The sequence below is a fragment of the Arthrobacter sp. NA-172 genome, assembly GCF_043952055.1.
GTDB lineage: Bacteria > Actinomycetota > Actinomycetes > Actinomycetales > Micrococcaceae > Arthrobacter.
The window spans coordinates 2,251,260-2,264,071 of record NZ_JBINOT010000001.1 but is presented as its reverse complement, the minus strand read 5'-3'; the positions used below and the strand labels follow the sequence as shown (position 1 = coordinate 2,264,071).

At 63.8% G+C, this 12,812-nt stretch carries 10 protein-coding genes and 2 pseudogenes; 7 read left to right on the top strand and 5 right to left on the bottom strand.

The annotated features are described in order from the left end of the window. Window positions 1-59 precede the first annotated feature (59 nt). From ACF0H6_RS11195 to ACF0H6_RS11185, 3 genes and pseudogenes are all read left to right on the top strand, one after another. Entirely contained in the window at window positions 60-1,562 is a 1,503-nt protein-coding gene (locus ACF0H6_RS11195) for a PucR family transcriptional regulator (RefSeq protein ID WP_395249656.1), read from the top strand. Window positions 1,563-1,758: 196 nt separating this feature from the next. Next, window positions 1,759-2,820 carry an FUSC family protein gene (locus tag ACF0H6_RS11190; protein WP_395249655.1) on the top strand — a complete coding sequence of 354 codons (1,062 nt, stop codon included), beginning with the start codon at window positions 1,759-1,761 and terminating at the stop codon, window positions 2,818-2,820. Window positions 2,821-2,928: 108 nt separating this feature from the next. After that, window positions 2,929-3,675 (top strand): annotated as a pseudogene (locus tag ACF0H6_RS11185) (GAF and ANTAR domain-containing protein); the annotation flags it as partial. A 91-nt stretch (window positions 3,676-3,766) separates the two neighbouring features. Here the strand turns inward: ACF0H6_RS11185 and ACF0H6_RS11180 are convergent. Continuing rightward, window positions 3,767-5,092 carry a transposase family protein gene (locus ACF0H6_RS11180; protein ID WP_395249654.1) on the bottom strand — a complete coding sequence of 442 codons (1,326 nt, stop codon included), beginning with the start codon at window positions 5,090-5,092 and terminating at the stop codon, window positions 3,767-3,769. Window positions 5,093-5,212: 120 nt separating this feature from the next. Between ACF0H6_RS11180 and ACF0H6_RS11175 the strand changes: the two genes are divergently transcribed. From ACF0H6_RS11175 to ACF0H6_RS11165, 3 genes are all read left to right on the top strand, one after another. Then, window positions 5,213-5,752, top strand: a complete 540-nt coding sequence (locus tag ACF0H6_RS11175; protein ID WP_395249653.1) for a hypothetical protein — start codon at window positions 5,213-5,215, stop codon at window positions 5,750-5,752. A 54-nt stretch (window positions 5,753-5,806) separates the two neighbouring features. Further along, a complete protein-coding gene (locus ACF0H6_RS11170) occupies window positions 5,807-6,559 on the top strand; it encodes an IclR family transcriptional regulator (RefSeq protein WP_395249652.1) in 753 nt (250 codons plus the stop codon). Between the two features lie 112 nt (window positions 6,560-6,671). Next, a complete protein-coding gene (locus ACF0H6_RS11165; RefSeq protein ID WP_395249651.1) occupies window positions 6,672-7,859 on the top strand; it encodes a 4-hydroxybenzoate 3-monooxygenase in 1,188 nt (395 codons plus the stop codon). A gap of 91 nt (window positions 7,860-7,950) precedes the next feature. On the opposite strand, the gene ACF0H6_RS11160 is transcribed toward ACF0H6_RS11165, so the two are convergent. The 4 genes from ACF0H6_RS11160 to ACF0H6_RS11145 are packed head-to-tail and all read right to left on the bottom strand — an operon-like array spanning window position 7,951 to window position 11,408. Continuing rightward, window positions 7,951-8,688 carry an aldose epimerase gene (locus tag ACF0H6_RS11160; RefSeq protein ID WP_395249650.1) on the bottom strand — a complete coding sequence of 246 codons (738 nt, stop codon included), beginning with the start codon at window positions 8,686-8,688 and terminating at the stop codon, window positions 7,951-7,953. Beyond that, window positions 8,643-8,870, bottom strand: coding sequence for a hypothetical protein (locus tag ACF0H6_RS11155; RefSeq protein ID WP_395249649.1), 228 nt, complete (start codon window positions 8,868-8,870; stop codon window positions 8,643-8,645). Before ACF0H6_RS11155 ends, ACF0H6_RS11160 begins: the two co-directional genes overlap by 46 nt. Window positions 8,871-8,895: 25 nt before the next feature. After that, window positions 8,896-10,107: an ROK family protein gene (locus ACF0H6_RS11150; protein WP_395249648.1), complete on the bottom strand. Its 1,212-nt coding sequence runs from the start codon at window positions 10,105-10,107 to the stop codon at window positions 8,896-8,898. Between the two features lie 26 nt (window positions 10,108-10,133). Then, a complete protein-coding gene (locus ACF0H6_RS11145; protein WP_395249647.1) occupies window positions 10,134-11,408 on the bottom strand; it encodes an FAD-binding protein in 1,275 nt (424 codons plus the stop codon). A 202-nt stretch (window positions 11,409-11,610) separates the two neighbouring features. Between ACF0H6_RS11145 and xylA the strand changes: the two are divergent. Continuing rightward, a pseudogene (gene xylA, locus ACF0H6_RS11140) lies at window positions 11,611-12,802 on the top strand (xylose isomerase). Window positions 12,803-12,812 lie beyond the last annotated feature (10 nt).

The following is a 12,812-nucleotide window of genomic DNA, read 5'->3' as shown; positions in this document are numbered from 1 at the left end:
CTATACATTTGTCTAGATGGTCGTGGAAGCGGCCGCCCCAACGATGTGGGAGCAGCTCTATGGCGATCACCGTGGCCGAGCTTGTGGCCGAACCCCAACTGGGACTCACGCTCCTGGCTGGGTCCGAAGGCAGCGGGAATCGCATCACGTGGGCCCACACCTCGGACCTGCCGAGGCTGTGGGAATGGGTTACTGGCGGCGAATTCATGATGACCAACGGTCTGTCCATACCCCCTGACGCTGCCGGGCAGGTTGCGCTCGCCGAGGCGCTGGTGGATGCGGGCGCCAGCGCGTTGGCCATCGGAGAGAAGATGCACGCGCCGGAGTTGTCGCCGGAGTTCTTGGATGCCTGCGACCGGCTCCCGCTGCCTTTGGTCAACATCCCGTACCCGCTTCCGTTTATCGCCATTGCCCGTTCGGTTGCCGAGTCTTCGTTGCTCGAAGAGTCGCGGCGTCTGCGCCAGACTGCCCGGATCTACGACCTGCTCCGCACTGCCGGAGCATCTGAAGACCATTGGCAGAGCCTAGTCCGGAGGTTGGCCACGGAGCTCGAATCGGACCTTTTCCTGCTGGACCGGCGTTGCCTCCATCCCTGGCATCCGGATGGCCAGCCGATTCCGTCTTTCCTGGTGGAGGAATGGTCCCCGCTATCAGGTCAGGCGTCCGTCTCAGCGAAGAATTTCCAGTGGCACCGGATCCGGGGCGGGCACGTGCTGACGATGGACATTCCCACACACGCCAATGCGCTTCTGGTGGTGCTGCCAAACGGAGAACCGCACCCGGACGCCGTCGTTCTTCTTCACGCCGCAACGGTGTTGGGGCTGCAACTTTCGCGGACGGTCCTGTCCTTGGAGGGGCAGCACCGCGTGGCTGGCGAATTCCTGCAGCAAGTGATTGATGGCCGCTTGGGGACGGCGGAAATGGAAAGCAGGCTCGCAGATTTTGATGTCCCGGCCCAGGATTTCCGGATCGCCTCCATTTCGGCCGACGACGACGGCAGCAGCGGCGGGCTGGCGGACTTCCACGTCCAGATGTGGCGTCATGGTTTTCCGGTAGCTTGCCTGTGGCGTCTCAAGACGCTTCATGTGGCAGTTTCCGCGATTGTGTCGGACGACATTTTGATCCATTGCGCAGGACCCGGTGCCAGGATCGGTATCAGCCGGCCGACCTCCGCAGCTGGCATCCAGCGTGCGTTGCAGGAATCCCTGTGGGCGCTCGGCTCGGCCAGAGGGAATTCGATGAACGTGGCCCACTACGCGGAAGGGCCCTCCTGGCTGGGCCTCACGAGCTTCGAAGAAGGGGCGGCGTTGGTTCAGCGGCTTCTGGGTCCCATTTTCGAGTACGAACAGAGCCAGGAGGGAGATCTGGTGGTGACCCTACGGACCTATCTGGACACGCAGAGATCGTGGCAAAAGACCGCTGCGGCCCTTTTCGCGCACCGCCAAACCATCATCTACCGCATTCGCAAGATCAGTGAACTGACCGGCCTGGACATGACTCAAACGTCTACGCTGGCCCAGCTCTGGTTCGCACTTCAGATTCATGAAGCCATGCACAAGTAGCGGGTTGACACCGCCCTCCCTCGCCGAGCCTGGATCCCTTGGAGTTTGTGTACACCTATTGCCCTTTAGCGGGCGTGATAACGGGCACGATCTGTGCACAATCTCTAAGTGGGGCCTCGAACGGAGCGTAAGATTCGAGCGGACGCCAGCGCCGCCGTCGTACGTTTGATCCTGCGACGAAAGGCGAGCCGCGCCCGTGAAGGCTGTAGCGGAAATGTTCACCATAGGTCCGGGCAACAAGGACCACCATCCCGCTATCCGGTGCGCCATAGGCGTGTTCGTTCCGCTCATCACCCTCACACTGCTCGGGCGGCTGGATTTGGCTGCTTTCGCGTCTTTCGGAGCTTTCACCGGCATCTACGGCCGGAATGAACCGCACAGCCTTCGCTTCCGCAGCCAGTTGCGTGCCGGCGGGCTCATGCTGGTGGTCATCCTGCTGGCCACTCTGACGGCACGGGCCGCGCAGGTGTGGGAGATCGGGCCGGCTGAATACTCTTGGTTCCTGACCGCGGCCACCACGCTGGTAGCCGGTGTGTGTTCCGTCGTGGCCGCGCTGTGGCGGCTGCGTCCTGCCGGTTCGCTCTTCCAGATTTTCGCCTTCGCGGCCATCGCCTCCATCCCGGCGCAGCCTCCTTTAGGGGAAGCGATGTTGGTCGCCGTGTTGACCACGGGCTTGTGCCTGCTGATCGGCATCTCAGCCCGCGTGGTCAAGAGTCATCGGACCCCGTGGAAGCGGCCGCCGCCCATCCGTCGCACAGCGCCTGAGCGGCGGGCGGCATGGTTGGAAGGCGGCGGCTACGTCGTGGCGGCTGGCCTTGCCGGGGCGCTGGCGACATTGGCCAGTGAGCGGCTCGGCTTCGGGCACACTTACTGGGCCATGGTGGCGGCTGTGGTCCCCCTCGTGGGCCACTCCACACGTCACCGCGTCCGTCGTGGCATCCAAAGAATCGCCGGAACAGTGATCGGGCTCGTGCTGCTCGCCGGCATCCTGTGGCTTAACCCTGCGCCGTGGGCCATGGTCCTGGTGATCGCGGGATGCCAGTTCGGGGCGGAGATGTTTATCGCCCGACAATACCTTGTGGCGCAGATCTTCGTGACGCCGCTGGCCCTCATCGCCACGCTGCTTTCAGCCCGGGTTGACCCGGGCATCCTCCTGCGGGACCGCATCGTGGAAACGGTGATCGGGGCCGCTGTCGGCGTGGCAGTCGTGGTTGCTCCGGGGCTTTGGAAGCGGCTGCGGGCGCGGGCGGGGGGCTGAGGGGGCGCGGTCTCGAAAGTCGGTGTCGTCCAGGAGTTTCCCAAATGGCAATGGTGATTTTAATATTCCTACATGCCCCCGTCAGCATATTCATCAGGAGAACGCACCATGCTCCCGCCCGCTTCCGCCCCGACCACCATCGACCAGATCCAGAACCTGATCTTGGAGAGCGCCGATTTCGAGGAATTCCTCAACGAATTGGCCCGGTTTTCCGCCCATCAGATGGCGGGCGATGGCGACGACGCGCTCTGCGGCATCACGCTGCTACGCGAGCGGAAGGCGGCCACGATTGGGTGGAGCAGTGATGTGGCGCGCGAGGTGGACGAAATCCAATATTCGTTGGCCCAGGGACCGTGCCTGACGGCAGCCGAGGAGGAACGGGAAGTCCACGTTCCGGATCTGCTGGAGGAGGACCGTTGGGGCCCTGACTATGCCAAAGCCGTTGCATCGTACGGCCTGAGGTCGGTGCTGTCATTGCCGTTCGACCTTGAGGGCGAGGCGAAGGCGGCGCTCAACCTGTACTCCGAGATCCCGCACAAGTTCGACGAAAAGGCCGCAGCGCGGGCCCGCGGCTATACCCGCGAGGTTTCACAGGCCTTGCGTCTTGCCGTCAAATTTGCCCTTCACGCCGACAGCGCCAAGAACCTCCGGGCGGCGATGGAGTCCCGCACGATCATTGACATTGCGGTGGGAGTTGTCATGGCGCAGAATCGCTGCAGCCAGGAGGCGGCCGTCCGGATCCTTACCGGTGCCTCGAGCAATCGCAACCTGAAATTGCGGGACATTGCCAAAGCCTTGGTGGATTCGGTCGGCGGAATAGGTACCTTGACCCACTTCGAGGAACCGGCCCAGGTATCCTGGCCCCAGTCCGGACCGGAGCCAGGCAGGGTGAATTCGAACCCTGGGTCAGCGCGGTGGGTTGTACAGGTGGGCCTGTTACCTCATGTCAATACCTCCGGGAAGGGGCATTCGTCGCCTCAGTTGAATATCTCCGGTTGGGTCGGCGGTTCCAGTCCTCGTTGACGGGGGGTTTCACGGGTGCGGGCTGCTTGGCCGTGGCGAGGGTTTCGAGCCGGCCCGTGAGGGACAGGATCTGCCGGGACAGGGCAGCAGGTCTGATCTTCTTGTATTCGGTGTTCATGCGGAGCACGGCCATAGGTGAGACCCTGGGGTCGGCTTTCGTGCGTCTGTGCGGGGTTGCCGGAGCGTCGTGCTTCTTGGTGACCTTGGATCCGACGCGGATTTTGGCGATGAGCTTCTGCTGGGGCAGCAGGTAGTTGGTGAAGATCCGGTCCAGTTCCCAGACCTGGTTCAGCAGCTCCGGTTCCGCGGCGGTGTCGTAGCGGAGGTAGCCGACGAGTTCACGGACCCTGGCCCAGTTCTTCTGCTCCACGTGGGCCCCGTCGTTCTTGTTGCCGGACCGGGAGCGGGTGAAGGTGATGTGGTGTTCCAGGCAGAAATCGAACAGATGGTTGTTGATGAACTCGCTGCCGTTGTCCGAATCGATGCCGATCACGGGAAAGGGAAACACCGACAGGACGTGCTGCAGGGCAGCGAAGACGTGCTTCTGCGCCCGGTTGGGCACGGACCGGTTCACCGTCCAGCCCGTGGCGATGTCGGTGACGGTCAGCGTGAAGCAGAACTGCCCGGAGTTGTTGGACCCTTCATGGCCGACCAGGTCGATCTCCACGAACCCGGGCACGGCATCATCCCACTGCGCCCAGGTCCGGATCGGGATCTGGGATTTCAGCAAGGACCCGGGCTTGGTGTGGGAGCGCCCCCTGGGCAGCAGCTTGGCCCGTTCCCCGGCCAGCCGCCTGTCGATCGTTGCCGCGCTCATCCGCGCCAGCAGGGCCGCCTGCGGATCCGTGACCTGCAGCGCTCCCTCGTCCCGCAGCATCGGAACAAGTTCAGGCATCTCCGCCGCCAGCAGCCGTCCGGCCGGCGCCCGCAGCACCGCCCAGCACTGCACCAGACCTGGCTGCAGATCCGCCCCGTACACCGGAGCCCGGCCCGCCCGCACCGGACGCGGCCTGGGCGGATCAAGGGCATGCCGCAGCACCGCCCGCGCATAGTCCCGGTGCCAGCCCGTCAGCTCGACCAGCTCGTCCAGGATCCTGCCCTTCCGGAGCCGATCACCGGCCCGGTAGGTCCTCGCCAGCTGCTTCGTCACGGCCTTGCGTTCGGCCATCGTCAGTCCCATCCACCCTGCGTAACCCGCCACCGCCCGCCCGGCAACCCCGAACCAGCCGGAGAAATACTTATGAGGCAACGTATGCCCCTTCGCGGAGGTTTTTTACGAGTCAACTCGGTGGGTTGTACAACCGGGCGTCAGCCGATAGCCTGATTGAGGTTGAGCCGTCGGCCATAGACACCTTCCTTTGGAGTTCCTATGGACCGCAAATTGCACGCCCTCGTTAAATTCGATGTTTCCACGGACGCAGTCGAGATCGACATACGGGGGAGCCTCAACCAAGATTCCCGGCCCGCACTCGTGCACACTATTCGCCGGATCCGGCGAATGGGCATCACCTCCCACATCAGAGTGGACTGTTCCCACGCCACCCTCGTGGAATCGCAGGCGTTGGTGGGCCTCCGTAACGATCTCAACTCGATCGACGGCGGCACCACGGAGGTCGGCCTCTCCACCAGGTCAGGAGTTTCGCTCGAATTCATGGCACGGCGTTCCGCCCTCCCCGCGGAGGGCGAGGCAGGGCCGAAGTCCGTCGAGATCAACGGTGAATTCGCCGCGTCGATCGATGCAGGGGGATCCCGGCCGCTGGACCGGTACTCCGATGACGAGCTACTCGCGGCAAGCGACTTCGCCTTCGGCCTCCTGGATCACCCCACTAAATCTGCCGGCCCGGAATTGCTGGCGCGCTACGATGCGATTGGCATGGAGATTTCGCGGCGGGAAATCGCACCCGCTTAGCCCGTCATTTAGGCTTGGCGGCACTCGCCGAACCGATTGCAAAAGGAGCGTTTCGTGGCCAACTCGGCATCCGGTGATTCCGTGGTGGACCGTGTGGTACGGATCATTGAAGCCTTCCCCGAGGGCTCCACGTCCCTTCAGCTTTCTGAGCTCGCGGAGACTGCCGGGCTGCCCCTCGCGAGCGCCCACCGCTTGGTCCGCCAGCTCGCTGATCACGGGCTCCTGGAACTCGGCGTGGGTGGCAACGTCCGGCTGGGCATGCGGCTGTGGGAACTCGTCAACAGGAATTCACCCACCCTGGCCCTGCGCCAAGCGGCCGTGCCGTTCATGGAAGACATCCAACTCGTCCTGAACCAGAACGTGAACCTCGCGGTGCTGGACGGCTGGGAGGCGTTGTTCGTGGAGCGGCTGTCCCGTCGGGGATCTGTGGCCAACCGCGCCCGTGTGGCGGGCCGCATGCCCATCCACATTTCCTCGGCGGGGCTCGCGTTGATGGCGAACCAGCCGCGGGGGCAGCAAGCTGAGTACCTCGAGCAATTCAGCGACCCAGCCGAAAAGGTGACGGCCGACGTCGTCCGTCACCTTTTGGCGGAAACCGCCCAGCAGGGTTATGCCCAGCTCGCCGGCGTCGTGGATCCGGACACCTGGGGGATCGCGGTGCCGGTCATGGACGGCAAGCGGCGAACTGTGGCCGCGCTCGGCGTCGTGGTCCCGCTTGCTGAGATGCGCCTTCAGGCGCTGGTGCCGGCGTTACAGACGGCGGCCCGCGGGATCGGGCGGCAGCTCGGGGAGCAACGGAAGGCCTAGAGAGTTCCGTTGAACGGAATCTCACTAACGCCAGCCTTGGGATGCGCGTCACACTGTTGTGGAAATCCCGCCGCCGCTCGAGTCGCGGTTCCGCAATGAAGCGAGGAACACCTTGGCACGTAAGACCATCACCACCCAAGTCGCCATCATGGGTGCAGGCCCAGCCGGCCTCATGCTCTCCCACTTGCTGGCCAAGTCGGGAGTCGAGTCCACCGTCATCGAGGTGCGCAGCCACCAGCAGATCGCCGAAACGGTCCGTGCGGGCATCTTGGAACACGGCTCCGTGAACCTGCTCGTGGACAGCGGCGTTTCCGATCGCGTGCTCCGCGACGGCGACAGGCACGACGGCATCGAGCTGCGGTTCAACGGGGAAAGCCACCGGATCGATTTCAAAGAACTCGTGGGCGAATCAGTTTGGCTTTACCCACAGACCGAGGTGTTCCTCGATCTCGCTGCACGCCGCGAGGACGACGGCGGCGACGTCCGCTACAGCGTCACGGACACCACCATCCGCGATCTCGAGGGCAAGCCGAAAGTCTGTTTCACCGACGCCGAAGGCCAAGAGTTCGAGATCCAGGCGGACTTCCTGGTGGGCGCCGACGGTTCGCGCAGCCACTGCCGTTTCCAGATCCCGGAGGCCAACCGTAAGTGGTACTTCCACGAATACCCCTTCGCTTGGTTCGGCATTCTCGCCCAGGCCCCTCGTAGCTCGGATGAGCTGATCTATGCCAACTCCGGGAACGGCTTTGCCCTGATCAGCCAGCGCACGGAGGATGTGCAGCGCATGTACTTCCAGTGCGACCCGAAGGAAAACGTGGCCGATTGGGACGATGAACGCATCTGGTCCGAATTCCGCAAGCGCGTCAACGGAAACGGCTTCGAGCTCAAGGAGGGGCCGGTTCTCGAAAAGATGGTCCTGCCCTTCCGCAGCTTCGTCCATACACCGATGCGCTACGGAAACCTCTTCCTGGCCGGCGACGCTGCGCACACCGTCCCGCCGACCGGCGCCAAGGGGCTGAACCTGGCTTTCCACGACGTGAGGGTACTTTTCGAAGGCCTGGAATCCTTCTACTCGAAGGGGACCACAGACTTGCTCGACACTTACAGCGACCGTGCCTTGGAACGCGTCTGGAAGGCCCAGCATTTCTCCTACTGGATGACCTCCATGCTGCACACTGCTCCAGCCGCAGACGACTTTAGCCGCGCACGCCAACTCGGCGAACTCCACTCCGTGGTCTCCTCCCGGAACGCCCGGGCTTACCTGGCTGAGTCGTACACGGGCTGGCCGGCGGGGAAGTAAGTCTCGCGTTTTCCTCGTCTTGCGGACGGTTCAGCGTGGGGCGCGGTGGTGAATAGTCCGCAAGGCAGGGAGATCCCGACGGCGTTGCAGCTTACGGCTGCCAGTACCGAATCCCCCAGCTGGCTTCCCAGACCTTGCCGGGTTCCAGCCAGCGAAGCCCCTCGCCGCTGTTGAAGGCGTCAGCCGGGGCTGTCATGGGTTCAACCGCGACGGCGGTCACCGTGCCGCCGTCGGTGGCGAAGTCCGTGGTGGTGAAGGCCTGGACATAGCCGAAGGAGGCATCCATGAATAGTTGCGCTTGGCTGCCGTCGGGCGCCTCAAGGTAATGCACGGAGCCTCCGTTGTCCTCGCGGCGGACGTCGCCCCAGGCGTCGTCGAGGTTGACGGAGCCCACCAGCCTGCCCGCGCGGAAATCGTTATCGGTTCCGCCGACATCCGTGGTGATGCCGCTTGGGTTCAGGCGTTCGTCCACCTCGATGTGGGTATCGGCGTTGATGTAGAGCGTGAGTTCTTGCGTAGGCACGCTGCCCAGCCGGAGGAAAGGGTGCGCGCCCAGCGCGACGGGCGCGGATCGGGGGCCGGTGTTTTCCAGGCGGTGGGTGACACACAGCCCGTCCTTCACGAGCTGATAGCGGACCGACGTCGACAGGTCGAAGGGGTACCCCGGCTGCGGCGAGATCCCCGCGTCGAGCGTGATGCTGTCCGTGGTCCGCGCACTGACCCGGTACGGAGAGTGAGTCAGCAGGCCGTGCAAGGCATTGCCGAGCTCAGGTTCGGTGATTTTCAGCTGCTGGGTAACGCCGTCGTAGTTCCATGTGCCTCCCGCCACCCGGTTGGGCCAGGGGACCAGCACCCACCCTGAGCACCAGGGCGGTTGTGCGTTAAGGGGTAGTCCTGGACCAGGTCTACGCCGTCGACGGCGAGCTCCCGCAGGCTGGCGGCGATTTCCGTGACGACGGCACGCTGGACGCGGCCGCCGATGCTGGCCATAAGTTCGAAGTGCTCGCCCATGGGCGATGGTGCGAATGCGGCTGTTCTACGCGTGGGCGCTGGATTGGACATAGTCGACCTGACCGGGAGAAGGAGCGGGGAAAGCGCCGGCAGGGTCGGCGAGGAACTGGGTGAAGGCCAATTCGGCTGCGCCGATCATCATCAGATCCGAGCCGAGGGCAGCCCGATTGATCCTTACCTGGCCGGCCGGGCCGACCATTGCTTGGGACCGGAGCAGGTTGTCCAGTGTGCCGGGGGACAGTGAATGCAGGGTGCCGAGGAAGCCATCCAGGACAATCGCTTCCGGGTTGAAGGTGTTCACTGCATTCCGGAGTGTTATGCCTAGGTACCCGAGCTGGCGTGCCACTTCCGCAGTTACGGATTTGCTCCTGTTCTCGCGAAGAGCTTGTTCGAGCTGGCTCGCGTCGCCGCCATCCAGTCCGGCGAGTTCGAAAAGGGACGACTGGGTGACTTCGGTTTCAAGGCACCCCGTGGCTCCGCAATGGCAGGTTTTGCCGGACGAGCGGACAAAGGTGTGTCCAAGTTCGCCTGCGTAGCCGGATGCGCCCCGAAGCAATGATCCGCCGGCGATGATTCCGCCGCCGATCCCGCTGGCGCCTCCATTGAGGTAGATGAGGTTTTTCTGACCGGCACCTGCACCGAAAAGGAGTTCACCTTCCGCGCCCAGCGATGCGTCGTTGGCCGCGTGGCATCGGTACCCGGTGGCCTCGCTGAGCATTGCTGCCACAGGCGCATTGCGCCAGCCCAGGTGCGGGGCATGCCGTACCACGCCGTCGTCGCGGTTGACCAGGCCGGGTACTGCAATGCCCACACCGGTGACCCGGTATGAAGTGTCGAGCTCGGACCGCATTCCGGCAATGACGGCGGCAGCGATGTTCACGGCTTCTTTGGCCGTGGGGATCCGCTCGGTGTCGAAACGGATCTTTTTCTGGACCTTCCCCCCGAGGCTGACGAGGCCGATGGTGATCGCGTCGACCTCCGGGTTCACGGCCAGGGCGGCGATGGACGGCCTGGGATGGACGTCCGGGCTCGGCCTGCCCACTTGGGCCTCACCGGAGGGCGCCGTCTCGTACACAACTTCCAAGTCCACGAGCTGCCCTATTAGCGTCCCGACAGTTGAGCGGTTCAGTCCTGTCCGTTTGGTCAGCTGGGCGCGGCTGAGTACGCCGTTGTGATGGATCAGGGTGGTCAGGAGTGCCAGGTTGTTTCGTCGTGACGGATCCGGTTCGCTGGCCATGGCGGGAGCTCGGGTGGGGGAGGGCATCATCGCGACAATATCAGCTCCCGAAGACGGTCTGGTCCAGAAAGTCGTTGCGGAACTTTCCGGCCGGATCCAAGCGGATCAGCCAGGGCAATGAAGTCGCCGAAGCGCGGATAAAGGGCCGCGGCGGCGGCAGCACCGGCGTCGAACACCTTGCCCCAGTGCGGCCTGGCCAAGAACGGGGCCAGTTCCGCTTCGAGCAGCGGCAGGATGGCCTCGACCGCCGGCTGGTCCTGACGCCAGGTGAAGTGCAGGCCGATGCCGTCGCGCCCGTAGTTCCCGCTCAGCCAGAGTTGGTCCGCCGCTACCGTGCGGATTTCGCCAACCAGCAGCAGGGGGGTCACGACGTCGGACAGCCGGCGCATGGTGCGAAGTGCGTCCACGGCGTGTTCACGGGGAATGAGGTACTCGCTTTGCAGCTCGTCGCCCTGGCTCGGAGTGAATTCCATCCTGAAGTGGGCGAGCCTGTCCGACCATGGCCCGGGAATGCCCAGCTGCTGGGTGCAATTGCTGCCGGACACTCCGGGAAGGGGATGCCGGGCCTCCGTGGCCGCAGTTCCGCCGAAGAACGTTCCCGGCGCGGGATCATTGCTGCGCCTCTTGAGCCACGCCTGGCCCACAGTTTCCCCGCTCCAGTCCGTGAAGAGGCTGACGCTGTAGGCGGAGGTTGTTATGTGATCGAAGTTCTCCAGGACCAGATCCCAGCTGAGGTTTTCGAAGACATTCTGGGCGACGTCGAAAGTCGGCTCGATATCCAGGGTCAGCTGGGTGACGATGCCCAGGGCGCCGAGTCCCACCACCATGCCGTCAAAGTCCGTTTCGCCGCGGCGGACGCTGAGAATATTTCCGTCCGCGGTGACCAGCTCGAGGCCCGCGACGGCGGTTGCGAGGTTGCCGTTGGCGTCGCCGGAGCCGTGCGTGGCGGTAGCGACAGCTCCTGCTACCGAAATGTGGGGGAGCGAGGCCAGATTGTGAAGGGCGAAGCCCTGGCGCTGAAGTTCCGCTGCGAGTGTGCCGTAGCGCGTGCCACCGCTCACCGTGACGGTCATATTGCCCGCATCCACGCTGATGCCCGGTTCAAGCCGGTCCAGCACCGCCAGGGTGCCGGCTGTGTCCGCGATGGCGTTGAAGGAATGCCGGGAGCCCAATGCCCGGATGTTCACCGCGTCAGCCACGAGCTTTTGGAGTTCCCCCACGCTGGCAGGATGGGCGATCCGCGGCGCCTGGTAGCTGTAGTTTCCTGCCCAGTTGCGTTCCGCCACCAGCTGATGAGTCACGGTCGAATCCTTCGTTCGGGGCCTTGTCGCCTTATTTGCTGTCCACAACAACATAACGAGTGGATGTCGGAAGCGCCAGATCTTTGCAAAATATTCATAGGCCGCATGAGAAAATTTGTCGGCTCGAAGTGGTTGACATCACAGAGATTCATAATAAGTTGGATAGCGAAACAAACTCACCTCAACCACCCCGGAGCATTCAATGACGATTCAGCCCACCCGTGAAGACAACTTCTCGTTCGGCCTTTGGACCGTGGGGTGGGAGGCCCAGGACCAATTCGGTTCCGCTACCCGCCCTCCCCTGGACACCGTGGAAGCGGTCAACCGGCTCAGCGACCTTGGCGCCTATGGCATCACTTTCCACGACAATGATCTCTTCCCTTTCGGTTGTTCGGCGGCCGATCGCCGGCGGGAAATCGACCGGCTGCAGGGCGCGTTGAAGGCGACCGGGATGGTCGTCCCGATGGTCACCACCAACCTGTTCAGCCACCCGGTCTTCAAGGACGGCGGTTTCACGAGCAACGATCGTGGCGTCCGCCGCTTCGCCTTGCGCAAAGTGCTGGACAACATCGATCTCGCCGCCGAACTGGGCGCCGAAACTTTCGTCATGTGGGGTGGCCGTGAAGGTAGCGAGTACGACGCCGCCAAGGACATCCGCGGGGCACTTGAGCGCTACCGCGAAGCTGTGAATCTTCTGGGCGACTACGTCACGGACAGAGGCTACGACATCCGTTTCGCGATCGAACCGAAGCCGAACGAACCCCGCGGCGACATCCTGCTCCCCACTCTGGGGCATGCCCTTGCCTTCATCGAAACCCTGGAACGCCCGGAGCTCGTGGGCATCAACCCCGAGACCGGCCATGAGCAGATGGCCGGCCTGAATTTCACGCACGGCATTGCCCAGGCCCTGTACCAGGGCAAGCTCTTCCATATCGACCTCAACGGCCAGCGCAGCATCAAGTTCGACCAGGACCTGGTGTTCGGCCACGGCGACCTGCAGAACGCATTCTCCTTGGTGGACCTGCTCGAAAACGGCGGTCCCGACGGCGGTCCGTCGTACCAGGGCCCGCGCCACTTCGACTACAAGCCCAGCCGCACCGAGGACATCGACGGCGTGTGGGATTCCGCGGCCGCGAACATGCAGACCTACCTGCTGCTCAAGGAGCGCGCCAAGGCATTCCGTGCCGACCCCGAGGTCCAGGGCAGCCCTCCAGGCCTCACGTGTCTCTGAAATCAATGAGCCCACCCTGAACCCGGGCGAAGGCTACGAGGCACTGCGTGCGGACAAGTCCGCCTACGAGGACTTCGACGCCGACGCCTACTTTGGCGGCAAGGGCTTCGGATTCGTGAAGCTCCAGCAGCTCTTCATCGAGCACCTCCTCGGAGCGCGCTGATCCCGTGGCC

Bases quoted from the DNA above. Each gene is read 5' to 3' on its own strand.
- ACF0H6_RS11195 (WP_395249656.1), top strand. From the start codon at position 60: ATGGCGATCACCGTGGCCGAGCTTGTGGCCGAACCCCAACTGGGACTC.
- ACF0H6_RS11175 (WP_395249653.1), top strand. From the start codon at position 5,213: ATGGACCGCAAATTGCACGCCCTCGTTAAATTCGATGTTTCCACGGAC.
- ACF0H6_RS11155 (WP_395249649.1), bottom strand. From the start codon at position 8,870: ATGGGCGAGCACTTCGAACTTATGGCCAGCATCGGCGGCCGCGTCCAG.
- ACF0H6_RS11150 (WP_395249648.1), bottom strand. From the start codon at position 10,107: ATGGCCAGCGAACCGGATCCGTCACGACGAAACAACCTGGCACTCCTG.